Below are 24,794 nucleotides of genomic sequence, written 5' to 3'. Positions count from 1 at the left end.
ATATTGTGGAAATGCTCTGTGAAAATTACTGAAAAAATGTTGCATTGCCCCAGGGGAAGTGATAAAGTAGTCAATGACTAAATGACCTAAATTGATTTTTGGTCATTTTTAATGTTTAAACTATCTCAATCCCAAAGGAGGTGGACACAAATGGCTGTGGTGGATCGAAGGAAACAGGTGGTCGAAGCGGCGGAGAAGTCCTTTGCGCTGTTTGGGTATAAAGCGACGACGATGGATCATGTGGCGAAGATCGCGAATGTGGCGAAAGGGACGATCTACACGTTTTTTACCAATAAAGAGGAGCTGTTTGACGAAATCCTCCGTTCCGTCATTTCCGACATGAAACGGATTGCGGAGCGCGAAGTCCGTGAAGACCGGCCGTTCTTCGAAAACCTGTATCAAAGCATGGACGCGCTTTTGGAGTACCGGGGGAGCATGAGCTTTTGATCAAGCTGTTTCAGGAGGTTCGCGACTTCGGCACGCCCCAGGTCCGGGAAGGCTTGGAGAAGATCGAACGGGCGATTCTGGATTACCTGGAAAAACAGGTGGACCGGGCGGCGCAACGGGGTGAAATCGGGGGACTGGATGCCAAGGTGGTTTCTTTCGTTCTCTTGAAGCTTTACATCGCGCTGACTTCGGATTGGAACAAAATGTACGATCCTTTGAGCAAAGAACAGATCAAGGAATTTATCCGCCGTTTTTTATCGGGCGGACTATCACCGGTATAGGTCCGGGTTAACCCGGGACCGACTATAAAGAGAAAATAAGATTGGATGCAAGGAGAGGGGACTATCATGAAATCAATATCGGTGTTTTTCCAAGACCTGGTTACTTCTTTTAAGAAGCCGAAAGTCATTATCCCGATTATCGTCGTCTTGTTCATACCGGTGTTGTACAGCGGGATGTTTTTGGCGGCGTTTTGGGATCCCTACGGGAAAATGAACGAGATTCCGGTTGCGGTCGTCAATGAAGACACCGGGGCGGAATATGAAGGGAACTCGCTCCAGGTCGGCAAGGACCTGATCGAAGAACTGAAGAAGGGCAATGATTTCTCATGGAAATTCGTCTCGCGTGAAGAGGCGGACAAAGGGATGAAGGCGAACGAGTATTATATGACGATCGTTATCCCGGAAAACTTCTCGTCCCAGGCCACGACGGTTATGGACGAAAACCCGCAGCCGGCCGAGCTCGTGTTCGAGCCGAACGAGGGCTATAACTTCCTGGCGGCGCAAATCGGCGGTACGGCCGTGAAGGAGATTAAATCCAAAGTCTCCGCCAAAGTAACGGAAGCTTATACCGAAACGCTGCTGGAACAGGTGGAGAAAGTGTCCGGCGGATTAAACGACGCGGGGTCCGGCGCAAGCACCCTGAATGAGGGGGCCGTGAAGCTGGATGAGGGCGCGGAAAAATTGAAAGAAAACCTGTCGAAGCTGGTCGCCGGGACGAATAAGCTGAACGACGGCATTACTCCGCTTAAGAAAGGCGTCGGCGACCTGAGCAAAGGGGCCGCGGATTTGCAAACCGGCGCGGCGAAGCTGTCCGGCGGGCTTAATCAGTTGAAAGCGGCCGAACAGAAGTTGGAGAGCGGGGCGACCCAGGCTTATGATGGCGGCGTGAAGCTGCTAAGCGGGCTGGAGTCCTCCGTCGAAGGCTCGAACAAGCTGAAAGCCGGTCTGGCTTCGGCGCAAGAAGGCAGCGGCAAGCTCGTGGCCGGGCTGGAATCTTCCTCTGAAGGCAGCGCCAAAGTGGCCGAGGGAGCGAAGAGCGTAGCCCAAGGCTTGGAGCAACTGGCCAAGAGCAATCCGGAACTGGCCCAAAGCCCGGCCGTTCAACAGCTGCTGGGCGCCAGCAAGGCGGTGGCCCAAGGCAGCGAGCAAGTACAGCAGGCCCAAGCCCAACTGCTGCAGGGTAGCCGGGAACTGCATAGCGCCCACGGGCAGCTCCTGCAAGGCGGTGAACAGTTGGCACAAGGCCAGCAGCAGCTCGCACAAGGTGCCGGCCAACTTACGTCCGGTCAGAAGCAGTTGACCGACGGGCTGAAACTGTTCGGCGGCAAATTGTCCGAGGCCGCGGCGGGCGGCCATGAACTTGCCCAAGGGGCGGGCAAGCTGAGTGCCGGAGCCCGGAAGCTCGGCGACGGCATGGGCCAACTGTCCGGCGGGGTCGAAACGCTGGCCAGCGGTTCCAAGCAGCTTGGCGCCGGTGCGGGCGAGCTGAAGAACGGCATGGATAAGCTGACCGAAGGCTCCGGCGAGCTGGCTTCGAAACTGAATGAAGCGGCCGAAAAAACGTCCGGCGTGAAGAAAAACGACAAGCTGGTCAGCATGTACGCCGAACCCGTACAAGTCAAGGAACAAAAGATTAGCGAAGTGCCGAACTACGGAACCGGCTTCTCTCCTTACTTCCTGTCGCTCGGCCTGTTCGTGGGGGCTCTGATCTCCACACTGGTCGTGCCGCTCCGCGGATCGTCCGTGGCGGACGCCAGCGCGTGGAACCGGTTTGTGAGCCGTGCGCTCGCCTTTACCGGTATGGGTCTTGCCCAATCCCTCATGGCGTCGCTGCTGGTCCTGTACGGACTGGGGCTGGAAGTGAAGAGCGTTCCGCTGTTCTTCCTCTTTAGCTTCGTCACAAGCTTATGTTTCATGTTTATCATTCAGGCGCTCGTGACCTGGCTGGAAAATCCGGGCCGCTTCCTGGCGATCCTGATGCTCATTTTCCAATTGACCACGAGTGCCGGTACCTTCCCGCTGGAATTGATTCCGAACTGGATGAAGGCATTCAACCCGCTTCTTCCGATGACTTACAGCGTCAGCGGCTACAAAGCGGTCGTCTCCACGGGCGATTTCAGCCACGCTTGGAATCAACTGGCCGTGCTGGCCGGCTTCGGCGTCGTTTTCCTGGCGTTGACGCTGCTCTACTTCGTCACGCATAAACACAGTGAAGATGTGAGCGTGGAAGCGAGCCTGAAGGCTTAATTATCTTCATCATATCGGCAAGCCCGAAAAGAGAGAACCCGAACTTTTTGTTCGGGTTCTCTTTTTGGGCTTTAGCCGGTTGAATTAGCGAAGCGTGCGAAACAAAAACCACCTGCTATGCGGGTAGTGTAGTGATGCTTATAGGAAAAAACCATCTGATGGGGGCGTTAGCTAGGAGTGTTCAAGCTACGATGTATAACGAAAGGAAAAGGTGGCTTAATGGCTAATCGAAGGGATATATACTTCACCTACAAAGAGGCGCGCCTAATGTGCTTCTAAACTTCCAACTCCAAAAAGGATGCAAATCTGCAGGTATTTAAGCCGATTCCCGAGGGAATGCGAGAAAAGATGCAAATCTGCAGGCATTTCCAGCGATTTTAGAGAAACGAGCCGATTTCGCCGAAAATTCCTGCAGATTCGCAGGAATTTTGAAATTCTTGGCCCCAAACAAGAAAAAACATGCAAATCTGCAGGAATTCTATGTTATTAAGGTTGTCTGACGGGTGGTTTGATTTTGGTACACGGCAAGGGCAGCTAATGTGGCGAACGGACAGGCCCGACCATGCCTTTTTTTAGTAAATGAAGCGGAAGCGACCAAAAACTTGGCGGATGGATGATTTTCCTTCTAAAATTTATTAGCTTTAGTGCAAAAGAAAGAGAAGATAGTGCAAAAACAGTAGCGGCGTTTTCCGTTAGAATAAAAATACTAAATAAAACATGTCGTTAACAGTAAGGTTTAGTTTATTTATAGAAAGGTTGACGCTGAACATGAAACATACGGTTATACCACCAAAGCAGGGACTGTACGATCCGACGTTCGAAAAAGACGCCTGCGGCATGGGGTTTGTGGCCCATATCAAAGGCAAGGCCTCCCATGACATCGTTAGTCAGGCTTTGACGATGCTGACGAATATGGAGCACCGCGGAGGCCAGGGGAGCGAGCCGAATTCGGGGGACGGCGCAGGTATTTTACTGCAAATCCCGCACCGCTTTTTTGCGGCGGAGGCCGAGAAGCTGGGCTACCGCCTTCCCGAGGCCGGTCAATACGGGGTAGGCATGCTGTTCCTGCCGCATGACGAGAAGGTCCGCGGCCGTCAGGAGGCGGAGTTGACCCGGATCATCGAGGAAGAAGGCCAACAGGTGATCGGGTTCCGGACCGTGCCTACCCGTGACGACATGCTGGGCAAATCGGCAAAAGAGGCGAAGCCGTTCGTGCGTCAAATTTTCATTTCCCGCGGCGCGGGATTGACGACCGACCTGGATTTTGAACGCAAGTTGTACGTGATCCGCCGCCGGGCCGAGCTGGCCATTCGCTATAGCGGCGAGGCGGAGGGGGACGCTTTTTACGTATCGAGCATGTCCTGCCGGAAGGTGGTCTACAAAGGGATGCTCACCACGGAGCAGGTTGGACAGTTCTACCTCGATCTGCAGGATGAGCGTCTCGAGTCGGCGATCGCGCTCGTGCACTCCCGCTTCAGTACGAACACCTTCCCGAGCTGGGAAAGAGCGCATCCGTACCGCTTCATGATCCACAACGGGGAGATCAACACCCTGCGCGGAAACGTGAACTGGATGCGGGCCCGTCAATCGTTGTTCGAAACGGAAGCCTTCGGCGCCGATCTGGAAAAGGTCAAGCCTGTGATCAATCCGGACGGATCCGATACGGCGATGTTTGACAATACGTTTGAATTTCTGTACCTGAGCGGCCGCTCCCTCCCGCATGTCGCCATGATGATGGTTCCGGAGCCTTGGAGCAACCATGCCGATATGGACGAGGACAAGAAGGCGTTCTACGAATACCACAGCGCATTAATGGAGCCTTGGGACGGCCCGGCCGCCATGGGCTTTACGGACGGCGTGCAAATCGGCGCGATCCTGGACCGCAACGGCCTCCGTCCTTCCCGTTATTACGTGACAAAAAACGATCTGATCGTGCTTTCGTCCGAGGTGGGAGTACTCGACATCCCGGCGGAAGAAGTGCTCTATAAAGACCGTTTGCGTCCGGGCCGGATGCTGCTCGTGGATACGAAAGAAGGACGCATTATTTCCGACGAGGAAGTGAAGGCGTCCATCGCCAAGGAAAATCCTTACCGCGTCTGGCTGGATGAGCACATGGTGCTGCTGGAGGATCTGCCCGAAGCGCCGGAAACGCCGGCGGACCGCCACGAGAACATTACGCTGCGCCAGATGGCGTTCGGCTACAGCTTTGAGGATTTGCGCAAGGTGTTTGAACCGATGGCGCTTACCGGGGCCGAGGGCATCGTTTCGATGGGGTACGACGCTCCGCTTGCCGTGCTTTCGGATCGTCCGCAGCGTCTGTACAACTACTTCAAGCAGATGTTCGCCCAGGTGACGAATCCGCCGATCGACGCCATCCGCGAGGAGCTCGTGACTTCGACGGCGACGATGATCGGTCAGGAGCGGAATCTGCTCAAGCCGGAACCGGAGAGCTGCCGCCAAATCCGCCTGGAGACGCCGATATTGTCCAACGAGGAGTTTGCCAAGCTGCGCCACATTCGCCGTCCGGGCTTCAAAGCGATGACGATTCCGATCCTGTTCCCGGCGGATCAAGGCGCGGAGGGGCTGCGCCAGGCGCTCGACACACTCTGCGAAGCGGCGGACCGCGTGATCGCGAAGGGTCATAACATCCTGATTCTGTCCGACCGCGGCGTGGACGCCGAGAACGCCGCCATCCCGGCGCTGCTTGCCGTTTCATCGCTGCATCATCATCTCATTCGTCAGGAAACGCGGACCAAGGTCAGCATCCTGCTGGAATCCGGGGAGCCGCGCGAAGTCCATCATTTTGCCCTGCTGCTCGGGTATGGAGTCAACGCGGTGAATCCTTACCTCGCTTTCGAAACGCTGGATGACATGATCACCCAGGGACTGCTGCAAGGCATTTCCCATTACAAAGCGGTGGGCAACTTCATCAAGGCCGCGACCAAAGGCGTCATAAAGACACTGTCCAAAATGGGGATCTCCACCATTCAGTCCTACCGGGGGGCGCAGATTTTTGAAGCGGTGGGCTTGAAAGAAGACTTCGTGGACCGTTACTTTACCTGGACGCCGTCCCGGATCGGCGGCATCGGGCTGGAAGAGGTGGCGCAGGAGACGCTGTCCCATCACTTCCGCGCTTTCGCCAGCCAGGACGGCAAAGATCCGGTGCTGGATTCCGTAGGGGAATACCAATGGCGGAATGACGGAGAGGAGCATCTGTTCAACCCGCAGACCGTGCATCTGCTTCAGCAATCCGTTCGTACCGGCGATTACGGACTCTATAAAAAATTCGCGTCCCTCGTTCAAGGGGAAAACGAGAAGCATCTTACGCTTCGTTCATTGCTGGATCTGAAACCGGTCGGACCTAAGGTTCCGCTGGACGAAGTGGAGTCGGCCGCGTCGATTATGCGCCGCTTCAAAACAGGAGCGATGTCGTTCGGTTCGATCAGCAAAGAGGCGCACGAGTCGATCGCGATCGCCATGAACCGTATCGGCGGCAAGAGCAATACCGGCGAGGGCGGCGAGGACCCGGCCCGTTATGTGCCGGACGCCAACGGCGATCTGCGCCGCAGCGCCATCAAGCAGGTCGCCTCGGGCCGCTTCGGGGTCACCTCGCATTACCTGGTCAACGCCGATGAAATTCAGATCAAGATGGCGCAGGGCGCCAAGCCGGGCGAAGGCGGACAGCTTCCGGGCCGCAAGGTGTATCCTTGGGTCGCCGAAGTCCGGGGTTCCACGCCGGGCGTGGGTCTGATTTCGCCGCCGCCGCACCACGATATTTATTCGATTGAGGATTTGGCGGAGCTGATCTACGACTTGAAGAACGCGAATCCGCAGGCGCGGATCAACGTCAAGCTGGTATCCGAAGCCGGCGTCGGCACGATCGCCGCGGGCGTGGCCAAAGGCCGTGCCGACGTCATTCTCGTCAGCGGCTATGACGGCGGGACCGGAGCTTCGCCGCAAAGCTCGATCCGCCATGCGGGCCTCCCTTGGGAGCTCGGGCTCGCCGAAACGCAGCAGACGCTGATGCTGAACAATTTGCGCGACCGCGTCGTTCTGGAGACGGACGGCAAAATGCTCACCGGACGCGACCTCGCCGTCGCCGCGCTGCTCGGCGCCGAGGAGTACGGTTTCTCGACGGCTCCGCTCGTGGCGGTCGGCTGCATCATGATGCGCGTCTGCCAGCTGGATACTTGCCCGGTCGGCGTCGCCACCCAAAATCCGGAGCTGCGCAAAAACTTTACGGGCGATCCGCAGCATGTGGTCAATTTCATGACCTTCGTGGCCGAAGATCTCCGCGAGTGGATGTCCGAGCTCGGCTTCCGCAACCTGGATGAAATGATCGGACGGACCGACTGCCTGGATACGCTCAAAGCGATCGATCATTGGAAGAAGAAGGGCGTCGATCTGTCCTCCCTGCTCCACATGCCGGAGGTGCCTGAGGGCGGCAGCCGTTACTGCACCCGCCGGCAAAACCACGGCCTGGAGGAGACGCTGGATATGACGCGTCTCCTGGAGCTGGCGGCGCCGGCGCTGGAGCGCGGCGAAGCCGTCAGCGCGGTGCTGCCGATCTGCAACGTGAACCGGGCGACGGGGACGATCCTCGGGAGCGAAGTGACGCGCATTTACGGCGCGGCTGGACTGCCGGAGGATACGATTACGTTCCGGTTTGAAGGATCGGCGGGCCAAAGCTTCGGCGCCTTCGTGCCGAAGGGCATGACGCTGACGGTGGAAGGCGACGCGAACGACTACACCGGCAAGGGGTTGTCGGGCGGCAAGGTCGTCGTGAAGCCGTCGCCGCAGGCTACGTTTGCCGCCGAGGAGAACATCATCGTCGGAAACACGTCGTTCTACGGGGCGACCGGCGGGGAAGCCTACGTGCGCGGCATCGCGGGCGAGCGCTTCGCGGTCCGCAACTCCGGCGCGAACATCGTGGTCGAAGGCGTAGGCGACCATGGCTGCGAATATATGACCGGCGGACGCGTCGTCGTCCTCGGCGAAACCGGCCGCAATTTCGCGGCGGGCATGTCGGGCGGGATCGCTTACGTCCTCGATGTGACGGGCGATTTCATCAAGCGCTGCAACCTGGAGATGGTTCTGCTGGAGCAGGTGGCCGAACCGGAAGAAGCCGACCAGCTCCGCACGCTGATCAGCCGCCATGTCCTGTATACGGACAGCATCGTCGGCCGCCGCGTGCTGGACAATTGGAACGACCTGCTGCCGAAATTCGTCCGCGTCATTCCGAAAGATTACAAACGGATGCTGGAGCAAATCCGTAAGGTGGAGAACGAAGGCTTGAAGGGCGAGGCCGCCCTGCTCGCCGCCTTCGAAGCCAACACGCGGGAGCTTGCCCGCTCCGGCAACTAAACCGCAAACGAAAAGGCGCCGCCTTCGTCAGGAAAATGACGGGGCGGCGTTTTTTCATATACATTCGCATGGAATTAACAGGAAAACCTCCCGTTAATTCCTCCTGAAACTGCCGCAGAGAAATAATAACGGGAAGAAGTCCCGCTAATAACGAGGATATTAGCCGTAAGGCGCCGAATCGCCCGAATTAGCGGGAAAAATTCCAGGTAAATGGACTCTTTAGGCAAAATCTAACACAATTAGCGGGAGAAATTCCCGTTAGTTGTGTAAGGCGCCACAGGAGCTATTGGCGAAGCGGCGAGGGAAACTGAATTTTAGCATAAATCGGCGCGATTCGTACATGTTAAAATCAAGTGTAGGCAAAAACTTCATAGGGGGAGATCCTTGTGGCAAACATTGTTTTTATTTCACCGGGCAAATACATTCAAGGCCAAGGCGCCTTGCAGGAACTGGGTAAACACATCAAAGAACTGGGACGCAAACCGCTCATAATGGCCGATGAAGTAGTTTGGAACATTACGGAGGATCGGATCAAACAAAGTTTGTCCTCGGAGCGGCTGGACTTTCATTTTGTTTTGTTCAACGGGGAGGCCTCTTCAAATGAAGTCAACCGCATTGCCCGGGAAGGCAAGGCGCAATCGGTGGACTTCGTCATTGGGGTCGGTGGAGGCAAAACGTTGGATACGGCCAAGGCGGTTTCGGATGAGTTGAAGTCCAAAGTGGTAATCGTCCCGACTACCGCGTCGACCGACGCGCCCACAAGCGCTTTGTCCGTGATTTACAGTGATGAGGGGGTCTTTGAGGCCTATCGTTTCTACCATAAAAATCCCGACCTGGTACTGGTGGATACCGCTATTGTGGCCAAAGCGCCGGCCCGCCTGTTCGCTTCGGGAATCGCCGATGCGATGGCGACATGGATCGAAGTGCGTGCAACGGTCAAAAGCAACGGTGCCGCGATGTCCGGCGGCAAACCGAGCATTGCCGCCCAAGCCATTGCGAAGGCTTGTGAAGAAACGCTGTTCAAGTACGGGATCCCCGCCTATCAAGCCGTGCAAAAAGGGCTGGTCACCCGACATGTGGAGGCGGTGGTCGAAGCCAACACCCTTCTGTCGGGTCTTGGCTTCGAAAGCGGCGGCCTGGCGGCGGCGCACGCCATTCATAACGGATTTACGGTGTTGTCGGGCGACATCCACCACTTAACCCATGGAGAAAAAGTAGCCTATGGGACGCTGGTGCAGTTGGTGCTTGAACTCCATCCGGAAGAAGAGATCCTCAAGTATATTAGCTTCTACCGAAAGCTGGGTCTTCCGACAACCTTGAAAGAGCTGCACCTGGAGCAGGTTACTTTTGATGAGTTGCTTAAGGTAGGCCAAGCCGCAACACAGCCTAATGAAACCATGGTGAATCTGTCGGATGAAGTCACAGCCGAGCAGGTAGCGTCCGCCATCCTGGCCGTGGATGTGTTAAGCGGACAGATTGCGGAGGCTTAAATCAACCGCTTATCTGAAAATATACCGGAAGAAGACAAGAAGCGAGAGTGCATGCCGGATGTGCGCTCTCGCTTTTTTTTTCATTATCGGATGTAACGTTTCAGAAATCATCCCTAATACTTCTAGCCGATAAAAGATTTAAACACATAAAATCATGATAGGATCACATAGATTTTTACAATATTTGGATGTATAATTGTGTTGGAAAAGAACGAAATTTGTTGAACAACTTGTTCTTTTGGTATCGTTGGCATAAAAGGAGGTGTCGCCCATGCAAATATCCAGACAAGAGATACTTAAACGGCTAAATGCCCAAATCAAAGTCAACGGGCATATTATAGGTGTCGCTGCGGGCAGCGGGATGACGACCAAATACAGTGTTTTGGGCGGGGCGGATCTTATTCTGGCCCTCAGTGCCGGACGCTTTCGACAGATGGGCCGGGCGTCTCTGGGATGTTATCTTTGTTATTCCAACAGCAATGAAGCCGTAATGGATTTTGCCTCGCGCGAGTTGATGCCGCTCCTGCAGGATACTCCGATTTTATTCGGGCTGAACGCTACGGACCCCGGTATTTCCCTCCCGGAATACATAAGGCATATTAAAAAATCCGGCTTTGACGGAATAAACAACTGGCCCACGATCGGACTGATCGACGGGAAGTTTCGCGAGGCGCTGGAGGAGGAAGGGATCTCCTATCGTCAGGAAATCGAGGCGATCCGCCTTGCCCATGAGCAAGGGCTGTTTACCTTGGCCTTCGTCTTTGATGCCTGGCAGGCGGAGCAGATGCTGAAGGCCGGGGCGGATATTATCTGCGCCCATTTGGGGCTGACGACCGGCGGCGTCTTGGGCGCGAAGAAAGTGCAGTCGTTGGAAAGAGGGCGAGGGGACGCCCAGCGGATTTTCGATACATGCGAACGGATTCGTCCCGAGGCGATAAAGATGGTCTACGGCGGCCCGATCAAATCCTCCATCGATGCCCGCTACTTTTACGACAATTCCGCCTGCCAAGGCTTTGTGGGCGGATCGTCCTTCGAACGGATTCCGGCGGAAAAGGCGATTTTGAACACCACCAAATCCTTTAAAATTTCGCAAAGCGACGAGGAAGAGAACAGCCTGATCAAGGTGTTGAACGGACAGGCCCAGGACTATGATTATGTGGAGTTTATCAAAGAGCATATCACCCATCACTATAATGAGCCTATCCTCCTCAGCGAGCTGGCCTTGGCGGCCCATGTCACGCCTTCCTATTTGAGCGCCAAGTTCAAACGGATTGTCGGTTGTAGCTTTACGGAATATTTGATCCGTTTCCGGATGAACAAGGCGGGGGACTTCCTGAGGGAGACCGACATGCCCGTGGGAAAGGTGGCGGAGCTGGTGGGCTATGGCGATTATTTTCAATTCACCAAAATATTCAAGAAATATAAAGGCATGACGCCTACAGGTTATCGAAAAAGCAACACCCCGAAATAAACGGACGGCGAAGCAAAATCCAATATAAGCACAAAAACGGCTTATTTCAAGCAATATCAATATTTCCGCCGAGCCGTACAATTAAATTATCAGTTTTGAAAGCCGTTACAATCTCAACGGCGGTGAGAAACGGATCATTTCAGGAGGTGTTGTTCATCCATGAAAACTGTAGCGATCGTGGGGACGTTCGACAGCAAGGGGAAGGAGTTCCTTTACTTGAAGGAGCTGTTTACTGAAATCGGCCTTAACACCTTGACCCTGCATACGGGAACATTTGAACCCGCCTTTGTTCCCGATGTGTCCAACGAAGAAATTGCCGCCGAGGCGGGCGAAAATCTTCGGGAACTGGTAGCCCGCAAAGACCGGGCGTGTGCCACAGCGGCTATGGCCAAGGGAACCGAAAAAATCGTTCTCCGCCTTTATCAGGAGGGCAAGTTCCAAGGGATCATCTCTTTGGGCGGCTCGGGAGGCACCTCAATTATTACGCCGGCCATGCGGGCTCTTCCCATCGGCGTGCCGAAAATTGTGGTATCCACCATGGCTTCAGGGAACACCGAACAGTATGTGGGCACCAGCGACGTGATTTTGATGCCTTCGATTGTCGATGTGGCCGGACTTAATTCCATTTCCACCAGAATTTTCAGCAATGCGGTCTTTGCCATGGCGGGCATGCTGGAGCATCAAGTTACGAAGGTGGAGAAAAAACCATTGGTTGCCGCCACCATGTTTGGGGTAACGACCCCTTGCATAGAAACGGCGAAGGCCTATTTGGAGGAGCAGGGCTATGAAGTGCTGGTTTTCCATGCAACCGGAACCGGTGGCCGCACGATGGAGGATCTGGTACGCAGCGGGTATTTCCAAGGCGTGCTGGATTTGACCACGACCGAATGGTGCGATGAGCTGTTCGGCGGCGTGCTGAATGCCGGGCCGAATCGCTGCGAAGCCGCCGGACTTTACGGCGTCCCGCAGGTGGTTTCCGTGGGGGCTTGCGATATGGTTAACTTCGGCCCTATCGATACCGTGCCTGAGCGCTACAAGCACCGCAACCTTTATCGCCATAACCCGACGGTTACCCTGATGCGCACCACGGTGGAGGAGAACAAAGCCGTTGGCGAGAAGTTGGCGGAGAAGCTGAACCTGGCTAAGGGTGAAAGCGTTTTAATGTTGCCGTTAAAGGGCGTCTCCATGATTGACGCCGAGGGTCAACCTTTCTATGGCCCTGAGGAGAACGAAGCTTTGTTCGATGCTTTAAGAACCAACTTAAATCGCAGCAAGGTGGAGCTTTGCGAATTGGATGAGCACATTAACGACGATTCCTTTGCGCTTGCCGCCGCCAAAAAGCTCATCGCTATGATGGAGAGCAAATAATCATTCACAGGAAAAAGGAGAAATCAAATATGAATACGATGACCCGAAACGAAATTCTGGCCAAATTCAAAGCGGAAGTTGAAGGCGGAAAAATCCTTCTGGGCGTAGGCGCCGGCACCGGCATTACCGCCAAGAGCAGCGAAGCGGGCGGCGCCGATATGCTGATTATTTACAACTCCGGCCGTTACCGTATGGCCGGCAGAGGTTCTTTGGCCGGGCTTCTCGCCTATGGCGATGCCAATGCGATCGTGGTCGAAATGGCTTCCGAGGTGCTGCCCGTCGTAAACGACATTCCGGTGCTGGCCGGCGTTTGCGGTACCGACCCGTTCCGCGTCATGGACATTTACTTAAAACAATTAAAGGATATGGGGTTCAACGGCGTGCAAAACTTCCCGACGGTGGGGCTCATCGACGGTGTGTTCCGGCAAAATCTGGAGGAAACCGGTATGGGTTACGACCTGGAGGTGGAAATGATCCGCAAAGCGCATCGGTTGGACCTGCTGACCTGCCCATATGTCTTTGATCCGGAACAAGCCAAGGCGATGGCGGAAGCCGGTGCGGATATTTTGGTGGCTCATATGGGGCTTACCACGAAAGGTACGATCGGCGCGAAGACAGCGCTCACCCTGGATGATTGTGTCGTGAAAATCAAGGACATCATTGCCGCGGGTCGTGCCGTCCGTCCGGACATCATGGTCATTTGCCACGGCGGCCCGATCGCCGAACCGGCGGATGCCGCTTATATCATGCAGCATATCCCCGACATCGACGGCTTCTTCGGAGCCTCCAGCATCGAGCGTTTTGCGGCGGAGAAGGGCATCCGGGAGCAATCGGCCGCGTTCAAGGCTATTTCGAAATAAGAAAAGGCGAAGAAATCCGGATTTTATTATACCCACTCATGATAAAGTGATGGATAATAGCGGGATAAGGAGCGGTCATATGGACTTCGGTACAATAGATCAGCTTAAAAGCGAATTGGATGCCCTCCGGCCCTTGCCGGCAGCAGCAGTCAAAAATCTGGAAGAAATCGATCGTGTCGAATGGACCTACCACTCGAATGCGATGGAAGGAAACACGCTGACCCTTCTGGAAACGAAACTTGTTCTCGAAGATGGTTTGACCATCGGGGGCAAAAAGCTGAGTGAGCATTTTGAAGTCGTCAACCATTCCGAAGCTATTGATTATGTTCAAGATATCGTAGACCGCAAGATTGAATTAACCGAATTCGTGATCAAGTCGCTTCATCATCTTGTTCTGAAAAATATCGACGACGAACTTTCCGAGAAAATGGAGCAATTACTCCAGTGGTATGACGTGCAAAAAGATAAGCTTCATCCCGTCCGATTAGCTGCGGAATTCCACTTCCGCTTCGTCTATATTCATTCTTTCAACGAAGGGAACGGGCGAACGGCAAGGCTCCTGATGAACTTGATCCTTATGAAATACGGATATCCTCCGGCCATCGTCAAGGCTGAGACCATGGATCGGTTAAGGTATTACGAGACGCTGGAAGCTGCAAGCGTGCAAAGTGAGCTGGAGCCGTTTGTAGAATTGATCGCCGGATGCGTAGAGGAGAGCTTGCGGAGATATATCGGTACGGTAAAGTAAATGAAGACGACGATAAAAGAAGACGGCCCTGGTACCCGGCCGTCTTCTTTGCATCCTATTTTTCCATTAGCCGCCAAGCTGCGATTTTACCTGCTGAATTTCCTGGTTATCGGCCATCATCGCCGGCTGGTAATAACCTTTCGACTGGGCCAGCCTGAACAGTTCGTACTGCGAGGTTTCGCAGTTGTTTCTGATCTGCTGAATGGTCGATCTGAGTTGGGGGTTGGCGCATTCCGAGATCACGCTGGCATAGGTAGTCAGGCTGCTTTTGACCATGGAAAGCGCATCATTGACCATGTCTTTATCCTGCATCATGTCGCCGTGCCTCCTCCCTAGTTCAAGAATGACATAAGCTGTTCTTTGGTGTTTAACGCGTCCTGGGCCGATTTTTCGAAATAAGCCTTCACCTGCGGATCGGTACACTGCTGCGCGTAGGTCAGCATCTTTTGGTTTGCCGTTTCATGCGCGCCGATCAGATGACGCAGGCTTTGTAACTCCTGCTGATTGATCTGGGCCATTTCTTCCTACTCCTTTCAGGGGACTCGCAGGTTATTGTCCTCTTCTTTGCATGTAAATATGCAGGAACCCATTCTATCGGTATTTATGGTAAAATAGGGTAAAATGCCGGCGCATGAATCAAGAATCCGATGGGTTGGTCAGGAGAGGGAGTGAACGTATGGCGCAAGAACCAGTCGTGCGAATTCAGAACGTCACCAAAAGAATCGGATCGAAAGTGTTGATCGACCGTTTGACGCTGGATATACCACCGGGCCAGGTGTTCGGTTTTTTGGGGCCGAACGGAGCCGGCAAGACGACGACCATCCGGATGATGGTCGGACTGATGTCGATCACCAAAGGGGATATACTCATCCAGGGAGCGAGCGTGAAAAGCGACTTTGAGCGGGCGATTTCGGCGGTCGGGGCGATTGTGGAAAATCCGGAAATGTACAAATTTCTGACCGGGTACCAGAATCTGCTGCATTATGCGCGGATGTCTCCGGGGATTACCAAGGAGCGAATTATGGAAGCGGTGGAGCGCGTGGGGATGCAGCACCGGATTCATGATAAAGTGAAAACCTACTCGCTCGGGATGAGGCAGCGGCTTGGAGTGGCTCAAGCGATTCTGCACCGCCCGAAGCTGTTGATTCTGGACGAGCCGACGAACGGCCTCGATCCCCAAGGGATACGCGAATTGCGGGATTACTTGCGGGTTTTGGCGAAGGAGGAAGGGGCGACGGTGTTCGTCTCCAGCCATCTTTTGTCCGAGATGGAACTGATGTGTGATACGGTCGCGGTTATTCAGCATGGACGGCTGATCGATGTCAAAACCCTTGGAAAGGAAAACGACGCCGCGGACCGGCCTCAAGAAACCGCATTTGAAGTGGACGCTCCGGAGCGGGCGCTCCGGCTTGTTAAGGAAGGACGGCTTGAAGGCAATCATTTGATCGTCACCGCCGACCGGTCCGCAACCGCCGAAATCAATACGAAGCTCGTTTTGGCCGGGATTTCCGTATACGGCATCCGGGTTCTGACCCGTTCGCTGGAGGATCAATTTTTGGAAATGACGGGGGGCGGGCAAATTGATTGATTTTTTCAGACTCGTTCAAAATGAAAATATGAAAATATACCGTCGGATACGGACCTGGGTCATGGCGGCCATTCTGGTCTTTCTAACGATGCTATTCAGCGCTTTGTTCTATTTCGGGAGCCCGCTAAATATGGTCGGAGCCTGGGAAGCGGTGGATCAATTATCTTTTCTCTACTATTTGGTCACGATTTACTCGGTGGTCGTCGCCTCGGACATCGTCGCGGGAGAGTTTACGTGGGGGACGGTCAAGCTGCTGCTCATTCGGCCCTGGACGCGAACAAAAATCCTGGTGTCCAAGCTGTTGGCGGTATTGTTGTTTACCGTCTTGATGACGGCCGTGTTTCTGCTGGCCTGTATTGCGGTTTCGTTTCTTCTGTTCCCGAATATTTCGTCCGGGATCTTCCCGGAAGGGCCTGGAGCGTTCGGAATGATTATGGAGGACTTGCTTTACCGGTATATCGATCTTCTGGTGATCACCATCTTTTCGTTTATGATTTCCACCGTATTCCGGTCGGGGGGAATCGCCATCGGTCTGTCGATGTTCATTTTGTTTGCCGGCGGCCTTTTTACGATGCTGTTCCATCCGTTACGCTACCCTTGGGCAAAGTACATGCTGTTCGTCAATATGGATTTAGGCAAATACCGGGGAGGCCAAATCGGGCCTGCGGGAATGACGCTGGGCTTCTCGGCCGCCGTTCTGGGCGTCTATGTGATTGCTTTCCTGGTCATCGCCTGGCTCGTGTTCAAAAAGCGGGATGTCGCCGCGTAATCTTAAGCGTGTAATCATAAGCGCGTAATCCTTAAAAGGAGACCCAACAAAAAAGTTCCCGTTTGCGTCTATGCACCCGGGAACTTATTTTTTTCGATCCACCGCGATTACCCCGCTTCAGGCTGAGCCGCTTTTTTCGAGGACTTCTCTTTGACGGAAAGCACGGAAGGGGAGGTCTTCTCCATTTGCGCCGATCCGTTCAGGAGCCCTCCTTCGACGATGACCAGCTTCGCGACATTGACGGTTCCCTCAACCTGCCCGCTGCCGGTAATGGTGAGCCGCCCCTGGCTGGTGATGTCGCCGATCACTTTACCGGCCACGACAATGTCGCTCCCTTTAATATTGGACAAGGCTTCCCCGGTTTCCCCGATCACGACCTGCCCGCCGCACTCGATGTCACCGTAAAACTTCCCCTCGATGCGCAAGTTGGTTTGACATTCCAGCTTTCCTTCCGCCGAACTTCCTTTTCCGATCAGCGTGTCCGTACCGCCTGTAATCGTATTGTTCTTTTTGAGCATCGTTTTTTTTAGCCTCCTTTAGGAATATAAAAATCAGACTGGACGACGGTAACTTACTTCAGATAAGGCAGCGGGTCGACAGGTTCTCCTTGCTTGACGATCTCGAAATGAAGGTGGGGGCCGGTACTGCGGCCGGTACTGCCGAGGCTGCCGATTTCCTGCCCTTTTTTGACGCTGTCGCCTGTGGAAACGCCGATCTGGCTGAGATGCAGGTACCAGGTTTGCAGTCCTCCCGGATGCTCGACCACGATGTATTTGCCGTGAGATCCGTCCTTGGCGGTCGTAATGACTTTTCCCGCACCCGCCGCGTAGACCGGGTCGCCGGTTCGTCCGGCAATGTCGATCCCCGCGTGAAAAGAGGCCCGTCCCGAGAAAGGATCCCTCCTGTAACCGAAATTGGAAGTGAGGCGCTTGGACAACGTGGGCCATTCGCTGGGAGTCCCCGAAATCGAGTGCTGCGTCTGGCGGGCTTTTTTTAGCGTATTGGGGATGTTGCGTTCCATCTCGTCCAGGAGCGAGCTCATCTCCGCAAATTGTTCACGGGTTACGGCAGCCAACCGTTCGATTTCGTTCTCATGGACCGCTATGAACTCGCCTCCCACCCCGAGGGTTTCGGGTTCTTCGTAGGACAGGGAAGAGAGGTTCCGCAAGCCTTCCTGTCCGCCGTACTTCTTGATGAATTGCTGCAACTCCGTTTCAAGCTCGGACACGCGCTCCATCCGGTCCATCACTTCGCGGGACTGCCCGGATAACGCGATCACTTCATTCTGGAGCCTTTCGATGGCCGCGTTCTTGTCGGTCACGACCGCTTCGAATCGCAGTTCCTGGTTCCGGATCTGCTGCTCCAATCGGGAAATCGTCTGGCTGGATTGAACTTGGAGGCTGATGATCAGCCCGGAAATGGACAGTATGGCAAGGAGCGGCACGGCGATGACCAGCGGCTTGGAAACCTGAAGCTGTTTTACAGGCTGGTTGGCATCCCTTAGGACGAGCAAGGTCATCCGCTGGGGGTGGGCGAGGCCTAAACTGGCGGTTTTCATGGCATCTCCCTTCCTCTCAAAATGAGCTTCTATAACTTATCTATTCCTATGACTCTTAAAACATGTCAAAAATCCGGCTTTGTCTGATATATCGGGGGACGAGGCGAACTGGAACCTGAATAAAGCGAACGCAGAATGGTTAATGCTGATTGAAGGGAAGGGTGAAGACCATGGTGTGGCTGGTGGCCGTTTTACTCGCATTCATTTTTCAAATCGCTACGATTCTTGTATTGGAGTTTCGGAAGCCCAGCAAGGCGATCGCCTGGATGTTCATTCTGTTCGTCGTTCCGCTGATCGGCTTTATTCTCTATTATTTCGTGGCCCAGGATTATAAAAAGCGCAGAAAGCTGCGCAGTCAAGGGACCCGGCTGTTCCAGGAGATGAAGGCCAAGCTGTGGCAGCAGTCGGTCATTGTGGAGACTTCCGGCCAGATGAACAACAAAGGCTTCGAAGGGCAGGAGCGCCTTTTCGGCCTGTTGACCCATCTCTCGGAGAGCCCGATTACCGGATGCAACGAGACCAGGGTGCTCAGCAGCGGGGAAGAAGCTTTTGAGGCCATGCTCGAAGAAATGAGAAAAGCCAGGCATCATATACATATCGAATTTTATATTTTTCGGGATGACGGTCTGGGCGGGCGATTTAAAGAGGTTATGAGCCAAAAAGCCCGGGAGGGCTTAAAGGTGCGTCTGATTTGCGACGGGTTGGGCAGCTACCATTTGTCGCGATCTTTTGTGCGGGAACTGCGGGAGGCCGGGGTGGAGGTTTATTTTTTTCTGCCTCCGCTGATCGCCACGCTGGACCGTCGCATCAACTACCGCAATCATCGTAAAATCATCGTCGTGGACGGAACGGTCGGATTTGTGGGCGGACTGAATGTCGGCGACGATTATCTCGGGCTCTACGATAAAGTAGGATATTGGCGGGACACCCATTTGCAGATCAAGGGAGACGCCGTTTATTTTTTGCAAAATACGTTTCTCGGCGATTGGAAACTGGCCGCAGGTCAGCCCGTTCACGACCCGGATCTGTTCCCCGAACATCATTGTCTAGGCAGGGAACAGGTGCAAATTCTGGCCAGCGGCCCGGACCAGCACTGGAACGCCATCCAGGAGATGTGTTTCGGTGCCATCGCCGTGGCCAAGCGGCGGATTTGGATCGCGACCCCGTATTTCATCCCGGACGCGAGCGTCTACGAGGGCCTCAAAACTGCGGCGGTCAGCGGCATCGATGTCAAGATCATCATCCCTTACAATTCCGACAGCCGCCTTGTAAAGCTGGCCTCACTGTCTTATGTGGAGGAACTGCTTCAAGCGGGAGTCGAGTTTTACGAATACACCAAAGGCTTCATGCACGCCAAAGTGCTGATCGTCGACGACGTGCTGGCCTCCGTGGGAACCGCGAACATGGATATGCGCAGTTTCTTTTACAATTTCGAAATGACGGCCCTGCTGTTCGACGAAAAAACGATCGCCCGCCTGTCCCGGGACTTCCAGCAGGACATGGCCGACTCCCGCCGCATCAACCCGCGGGAATTCGCCCGTCGCTCCCGCAGGCAGCGCGCGGCCGAACTGGTCGCGCGGCTCCTCTCGCCGCTGCTGTAGGACGGGATCGCGGGAAGAGCCGCTTCGCGCAACGGAGCGAGCGGCGCCTGTGCGCGAAGCGGACGTGGGGCAAGTGGCGCCTGTGCGGCGCGGGCGTGGGGCGACCCGGGCGGGAGCGGGGGCCGATCCGGCGACCGCGCGGTCGGAGCAAGTAGCGCTTGTGCGGCGCGGACGCGGGGGGTGACCCGGCGCCCAAGGGCGATCGCGCGGTCGCGAGCAAGCAGCGCCTGTGCGGCGCGGACGCGGGGGGTGACCCGGCGCCCAAGGGCGATCGCGCGGTCGCGAGCAAGCAGCGCTTGTGCGGCACGGGCGTGGGGCGACCCGGGACCGGTGGGAGCGGGGGCCGATCCGGCGCTCAGGTGCTCCGTGCGGCGAAAAAGGAACCGGTCCAAAAATTTTAACGGACGTAATAGCCGCTAAATCGTAAAAAACGGGTCCATCGGAAATCTAACGGAAATAATAGCTGCTATTCCTGAGAAATCGGAGGTTTCCAACCCGAAATCACCGAAATAGCCGCTACTACGTCCGTTAGAATTCTGAATGAGCCGTTTTGGTCGAAATAGCGGCTATGATTTCCGTTAGAGTCCCGGTCCCGTCGGGCCCCGCTCCGCGCACAGAGCTAGAGGACTAGGCGGTGCGAACCGGACCTGGGGCAAGTGGCGGTGCGGCGCGGACGCGGTGAAGCCCCGGGACCGGTGGGAGCCGGGTGGGAACGGGGGCCATCCGGCGACCAGGGCTTCACGCGGTCGGAGCAACCGGATCCGGCGACCCTGGGGCGACCGCCCGGCCGAAAAAGGACCGGTCCAAAATTCTAACGGACGTAATAGCCGCTAAATCGTGAAAAACGGGTCCATCGGAAATCTAACGGAAATAATAGCAGCTATTCCTGAGAAATCGGAGGTTTCCAACCCGAAAACACCGAAATAGCCGCTACTACGTCCGTTAGAATTCTGAATGAGCTGTTTTGGCCGAAATAGCGGCTATGATTTCCGTTAGAATCCCGGTCCCGTCGGGCCCCGCTCCGCGCACAGAGCTAGAGGACTAGGCGGGTGCGAACCGGACCTGGGGCAAGTGGCGGTGCTGCGCGGACGCTCGGAAGCCCCGGGACCGGTGGGAGCCGGGTGGGAACGGGGGTGATTCGCCGCCAATGGGCGACCACGCGGTCGGAGCAGCCGGATCCGGCGCCCCTGGGGCGACGGCCCGATCGGAAAAGGACCGGTCCAAAATTCTAACGGACGTAATAGCCGCTAAATCGTGAAAAACGGGTCTACAGGAAATCTAACGGAAATAATAGCTGCTATTCCTGAGAAATCGGAGGTTTCCAACCCGAAAACACCGAAATAGCCGCTACTACGTCCGTTAGAATTCCGAATGAGCCGTTTTGGCCGAAATAGCGGCTATGATTTCCGTTAGAGTCCCGGTCCCGGTGGGCCCCCTTCGCGCGCACCGAAGGTAGATCCCGCTGTGTAGTGCGCACAAGGAGCAAGTGGCGCTGGGCGACACGGCCATGGAGCGGCCCCGGAGCTGCCACTGCTCCGGTGTGCGCCGCATGGGATCGGAGCCGCCCCTGCTCCGGTGGGCACCGTATGGGATCGAGCCTGCCCCGGCGTCCGGAGGCGACCGTGCGCTACAAAATCCTGGGAGTCCGGCTGCCCCCTTAGGGACTCAGCTTTGAGCAAGCTTGTATGTGCGATAGCGCAGGTCTCCGCTCGCAACATTCAGCAGGTTCCTCTCCAAAAGACTGCGCAGCACGTCTCTAGTCCGTCGTTCGGAAAGCCGCAAATGGAGAGAAAGCTCCAAGGGTGTAAACGGCCGCAGCAAACGGCGGGCATAGCGCACGGTTTCAGCCTCGGCCCAGTTTAAATCGGACGGAACCGCACCGGACAGGAACTTTCCGACAAAAGCGAGGACCAACTGCTTGCAGACGGCCGGGTCCTCTTTGACGGAGAGGTAGGCAATCGGGAGAAAGTGCCAGTCGTCCATAACCAGCAGGGCTTGCTTCATGCATAAATCCTTAAACCGGCTGGCCTCGATATCTCGAGCGTGGGAGCGAAAACCATGCAGCTCGATGCAGCCTTTTGCGCCACCCGGCATGTAGGCAAGATCAAGATAGCGGCATCCGTTGTTTAAATCCCGTACCTCGTACTCTGCATATAAATGATCCAGGTTTCCAATGGTCGGAAACCAGATTGCGCGCAGAAACTCCACGGTCCCATGACCCAACCCGTTTGCCAAAAGCTCTCGCCTCCTCGCATTCGTCTCTTCCTTTAACTGCCGCTGCAGCCAATTCGCATACACCTCTTCGAATAGGTTCATTTTCATCCTCCACCTTTTTCATTAGTATAAAAAAACCGCCCCAATACGCGGCTCCTAGAGGGGGCTGCGCATCAAGGCGGCATGTGCTTCATACCGGCAGATTGGTTATTGTTTCCACGTTACTGTTTCCAAGTTGCTATTTACACATTGACCCATTCGCTGTCTACACATTCGCTGTCTACACATTCGCTGTCTACACATTCGCTGTCTACACATTCGCTGTCTATACATTCGCTGTCTACACATTCGCTGTCTACACATTCGCTGTCTATACATTCCCTGTCTACCCATTGCAAACGGTCACATTGTTAATTACACACCCAATGTACCGCATCGTACGCGTTAAATCAAGCGCCACTCCTCTTTCTCCCTAACGGATTCCCGGCTTCCGCAAGTGCTGCAGGATCAGCTCCACCGATTGAGGCGGCACATGCTCCAGCAGATCCCCCCGTTCCCGAAGCCGCTGCCCGATATTGAGCAAGTTAAAGTCGGCTGGGGACGGGGTCCGGGCCACTTCCTCCCACGCTAGAGGCGTCGAGACGCTGGCCGCCTGCCGGGCACGAGGGGTGTAGGGGGCGGCCAGCGTTTTGCCTCCGTAATGCTGGAGATAGTCGAAGTAGATTTTATCGCCGCGGTCTTTTTTTAACCGTTCGATCGTAAACAAGCGCGGATGTTTCTCCGTCACATAACGGGCGACGAAATGCCCGATGAGCCGCAGTTCATCGAAGGTGACGCCGTACTCGATCGGCACGATAATCTGCAGGCCGGTCGCTCCCGAAGTTTTGGGCACCGAGGACAGGCCAAGCGAGGTGAGGATCTCGCCGACATAAAAAGCGGCTTCCATAATCCGCGGTTCTTCCTCCAGGGTCGGGTCAAGGTCGATCATCCATTCGCAGGGCAATTGCTCGCCGACATAATGCAGGGAGGGGTGAAACTCGATGGCCGCCAGATTGCCGAGCCACAAAAGAACGGGAAGGCTGTTCATGACGACATACCGGATTTCCTCGTGCTCCGCGGTTTGGACAAAGGGAGGGAGCGGATCGGGGGCGTTTTTTTGGTAGAAAAACTTGCCGTGTATTCCTCCGGGGTACCTTATCGTTGTCAGCAGGCGATTTTGACAATAACGGAGCAGGTAGGGCGAAAGCTCGGCCAGCTTTTGCAAGTAGATCAGCTTCGTGATTCCGGCTTCCGGCCATAACAGTTTATCGGGGTTGCTTACGGGCACCTCGACCCCTTCTATCGTAATACTGCCTTTAATCGTACGCGCCATAACACTTACACTCTCCCTTCCAGCTTCTCTCTATAGCGTTGCCTGTTTCATGCAAACTATAAGCCGCCTTACTGAGGCTGGACCATTTAACGCCGGGCAAGAGTGCCGGTAGTTCAGCGAATGCAGAGAATGCAGAGAATGCCGCTAGTTCAGCGAATACCGATGGGTCCGCCAATGTAGGCGGTTCGCAATGCTATTTTGTTCTGCGGATATCGGTAGTTCAAGCTAATTCCGTCTGGTTCTGCTAATACAGTAGTTCAGCCCATGCCGCTAGTTCAGCCCATGCCCGGGAATGCGGAGAGGGGCAGGTGGGCACACTTGGAAAAAAGCTCGCGATAACGGAAGCAAAAAAAGCAATGGAACGGAAAGAGGAGGACGAAGACATGGAGTTAAAGCCGGTTGTCCCGTTTGAGCCGGTCAGAGTGCATGAAGCGCCCCAAGGGGAAGATTGGATCGCCCAGGTGAAGTGGGACGGCGTGCGGATGCTGACTTATTTTGACGGTAAAGAAGTAAAGCTGATTAACCGAAAAGGGAACGACCGCACCCGTCAATACCCGGAATTCACCGATGTGCCGGGGTTCTGCCGCGCGGATTCGGTGATTCTGGACGGGGAGATGATCGCGATTTCCGGCGGGAAGCCCTCCTTCCACGAGGTCATGAAACGCGACAGCCTGCGGCGGGACCAGGAGATCCGCTCAGCCGTATCGCGGGTTCCGGCGATCTATATGATTTTTGACATATTGTACTGCAACGGCGACTGGGTGACGGACAGGCCACTGGCGGAACGGCAGGAACTGCTTCGGGATATCCTCATCCCGCATGAACGGCTGCAGCCGGTTCCCAATGTGGCGGACGCGGACCGTCTTTTTACGGTGATGAAGCAGCAGGGCTGGGAGGGGATCGTCTCCAAACGGCTGAACAGCACTTATGCGATCGGCGGAAAAGATGCCCGCTGGACCAAGCTGAAGCTGGCTCATGATCTTTACGCGGCCATCGGCGGGGTCACCTACCGCGACGGCAGGGTGAACGCTCTACTGCTCGGTGTGTATGACGATGAAGGAAGGTTTCTGTATATCGGCCATGCCGGTACGGGCAAATGGAAAGTCGAGGATTGGAAAAAAATCACGGAGCTGGCGCCTCGGCTCAGAACGGGAACAAGGCCGTTCGCCAATACGCCCGAACGAATCAAGGGAGCGGACTGGCTGAAGCCCCAACTGGCCGTGAAAGTACAGTTTCTGGAGTGGACGCCCGGGGGAACGATGCGTCACCCGGTCATCCAGGGCTGGGCCGGCGTGCCTGCCGAAGCCTGCGTCCTCTCCCAGCAGGTTTAGAGCCTAAAGCCATAAGGTCGTGGAGCAGCCGATAGATGGCATAGCATAGGCGGCAGTCCAGGCATGGCGGACAGGGTCGGGCAGG

General features: G+C 55.3%; 17 protein-coding genes and 1 pseudogene. 12 read left to right on the top strand and 6 right to left on the bottom strand.

Features of this window, described 5'->3' with window-relative positions; genetic code table 11:
• Positions 1-150: 150 nt before the first annotated feature.
• From FRY98_RS06395 to FRY98_RS06360, 8 genes and pseudogenes are all read left to right on the top strand, one after another.
• Positions 151-728, top strand: a pseudogene (locus FRY98_RS06395) (TetR/AcrR family transcriptional regulator).
• A 66-nt stretch (positions 729-794) separates the two neighbouring features.
• Positions 795-2,975: a YhgE/Pip domain-containing protein gene (locus FRY98_RS06390; protein WP_148450852.1), complete on the top strand. Its 2,181-nt coding sequence runs from the start codon at positions 795-797 to the stop codon at positions 2,973-2,975.
• A gap of 768 nt (positions 2,976-3,743) precedes the next feature.
• A complete protein-coding gene (gene gltB / locus FRY98_RS06385) occupies positions 3,744-8,339 on the top strand; it encodes a glutamate synthase large subunit (protein WP_148450851.1) in 4,596 nt (1,531 codons plus the stop codon).
• Between the two features lie 386 nt (positions 8,340-8,725).
• Positions 8,726-9,829, top strand: a complete 1,104-nt coding sequence (locus FRY98_RS06380; RefSeq protein WP_148450850.1) for a glycerol dehydrogenase — start codon at positions 8,726-8,728, stop codon at positions 9,827-9,829.
• A 271-nt stretch (positions 9,830-10,100) separates the two neighbouring features.
• Positions 10,101-11,300 carry a phosphoenolpyruvate hydrolase family protein gene (locus tag FRY98_RS06375; protein WP_148450849.1) on the top strand — a complete coding sequence of 400 codons (1,200 nt, stop codon included), beginning with the start codon at positions 10,101-10,103 and terminating at the stop codon, positions 11,298-11,300.
• A 159-nt stretch (positions 11,301-11,459) separates the two neighbouring features.
• Complete coding sequence (locus FRY98_RS06370) at positions 11,460-12,668, top strand: Tm-1-like ATP-binding domain-containing protein (protein WP_148450848.1); 1,209 nt, start codon at positions 11,460-11,462, stop codon at positions 12,666-12,668.
• Between the two features lie 29 nt (positions 12,669-12,697).
• Positions 12,698-13,528, top strand: coding sequence for a phosphoenolpyruvate hydrolase family protein (locus FRY98_RS06365; RefSeq protein ID WP_148450847.1), 831 nt, complete (start codon positions 12,698-12,700; stop codon positions 13,526-13,528).
• Between the two features lie 79 nt (positions 13,529-13,607).
• Complete coding sequence (locus tag FRY98_RS06360; RefSeq protein ID WP_148450846.1) at positions 13,608-14,276, top strand: Fic family protein; 669 nt, start codon at positions 13,608-13,610, stop codon at positions 14,274-14,276.
• 66 nt (positions 14,277-14,342) lie between these two features.
• On the opposite strand, the gene FRY98_RS06355 is transcribed toward FRY98_RS06360, so the two are convergent.
• Positions 14,343-14,591 carry a spore coat protein gene (locus FRY98_RS06355; RefSeq protein ID WP_148450845.1) on the bottom strand — a complete coding sequence of 83 codons (249 nt, stop codon included), beginning with the start codon at positions 14,589-14,591 and terminating at the stop codon, positions 14,343-14,345.
• 17 nt (positions 14,592-14,608) lie between these two features.
• On the bottom strand, positions 14,609-14,794 hold the full coding sequence (locus FRY98_RS06350) for a hypothetical protein (protein ID WP_148450844.1): 186 nt from the start codon (positions 14,792-14,794) through the stop codon (positions 14,609-14,611).
• Between the two features lie 158 nt (positions 14,795-14,952).
• Between FRY98_RS06350 and FRY98_RS06345 the strand changes: the two genes are divergently transcribed.
• Together FRY98_RS06345 and FRY98_RS06340 are read left to right on the top strand one after the other, a co-directional pair.
• Positions 14,953-15,864 (top strand): ABC transporter ATP-binding protein, encoded by a 912-nt coding sequence (locus FRY98_RS06345; protein WP_148450843.1) that lies wholly within the window; start codon positions 14,953-14,955, stop codon positions 15,862-15,864.
• Positions 15,857-16,633 carry an ABC transporter permease gene (locus tag FRY98_RS06340; RefSeq protein ID WP_148450842.1) on the top strand — a complete coding sequence of 259 codons (777 nt, stop codon included), beginning with the start codon at positions 15,857-15,859 and terminating at the stop codon, positions 16,631-16,633. The genes FRY98_RS06345 and FRY98_RS06340 overlap by 8 nt, the downstream gene beginning before the upstream one ends.
• Before the next feature lie 107 nt (positions 16,634-16,740).
• Here the strand turns inward: FRY98_RS06340 and FRY98_RS06335 are convergent, their stop codons facing one another.
• Both FRY98_RS06335 and FRY98_RS06330 read right to left on the bottom strand, forming a co-directional pair.
• Positions 16,741-17,151, bottom strand: coding sequence for a bactofilin family protein (locus tag FRY98_RS06335; RefSeq protein WP_148450841.1), 411 nt, complete (start codon positions 17,149-17,151; stop codon positions 16,741-16,743).
• 53 nt (positions 17,152-17,204) lie between these two features.
• Positions 17,205-18,191, bottom strand: a complete 987-nt coding sequence (locus FRY98_RS06330; RefSeq protein WP_249043334.1) for a M23 family metallopeptidase — start codon at positions 18,189-18,191, stop codon at positions 17,205-17,207.
• Between the two features lie 170 nt (positions 18,192-18,361).
• Here FRY98_RS06330 and cls point away from each other — a divergent pair, with 170 nt between their 5' ends.
• A complete protein-coding gene (gene cls, locus FRY98_RS06325) occupies positions 18,362-19,792 on the top strand; it encodes a cardiolipin synthase (RefSeq protein WP_148451215.1) in 1,431 nt (476 codons plus the stop codon).
• Positions 19,793-21,457: 1,665 nt separating this feature from the next.
• On the opposite strand, the gene FRY98_RS06320 is transcribed toward cls, so the two are convergent.
• The gene (locus FRY98_RS06320; protein WP_148450840.1) at positions 21,458-22,108 is read right to left on the bottom strand and encodes a transcriptional regulator; all 651 of its coding nucleotides are present in this window, start codon (positions 22,106-22,108) and stop codon (positions 21,458-21,460) included.
• Positions 22,109-22,478: 370 nt separating this feature from the next.
• Complete coding sequence (gene ligD / locus FRY98_RS06315) at positions 22,479-23,378, bottom strand: non-homologous end-joining DNA ligase (protein ID WP_148450839.1); 900 nt, start codon at positions 23,376-23,378, stop codon at positions 22,479-22,481.
• A gap of 383 nt (positions 23,379-23,761) precedes the next feature.
• On the opposite strand from ligD, the gene FRY98_RS06310 reads away from it, so the two are divergent.
• Complete coding sequence (locus FRY98_RS06310) at positions 23,762-24,709, top strand: ATP-dependent DNA ligase (RefSeq protein WP_148450838.1); 948 nt, start codon at positions 23,762-23,764, stop codon at positions 24,707-24,709.
• Positions 24,710-24,794 lie beyond the last annotated feature (85 nt).

The organism is Paenibacillus faecis (genome assembly GCF_008084145.1).
Classification (GTDB): domain Bacteria; phylum Bacillota; class Bacilli; order Paenibacillales; family Paenibacillaceae; genus Fontibacillus; species Fontibacillus faecis.
This window is presented reverse-complemented; position numbering and strand designations above follow the sequence as displayed.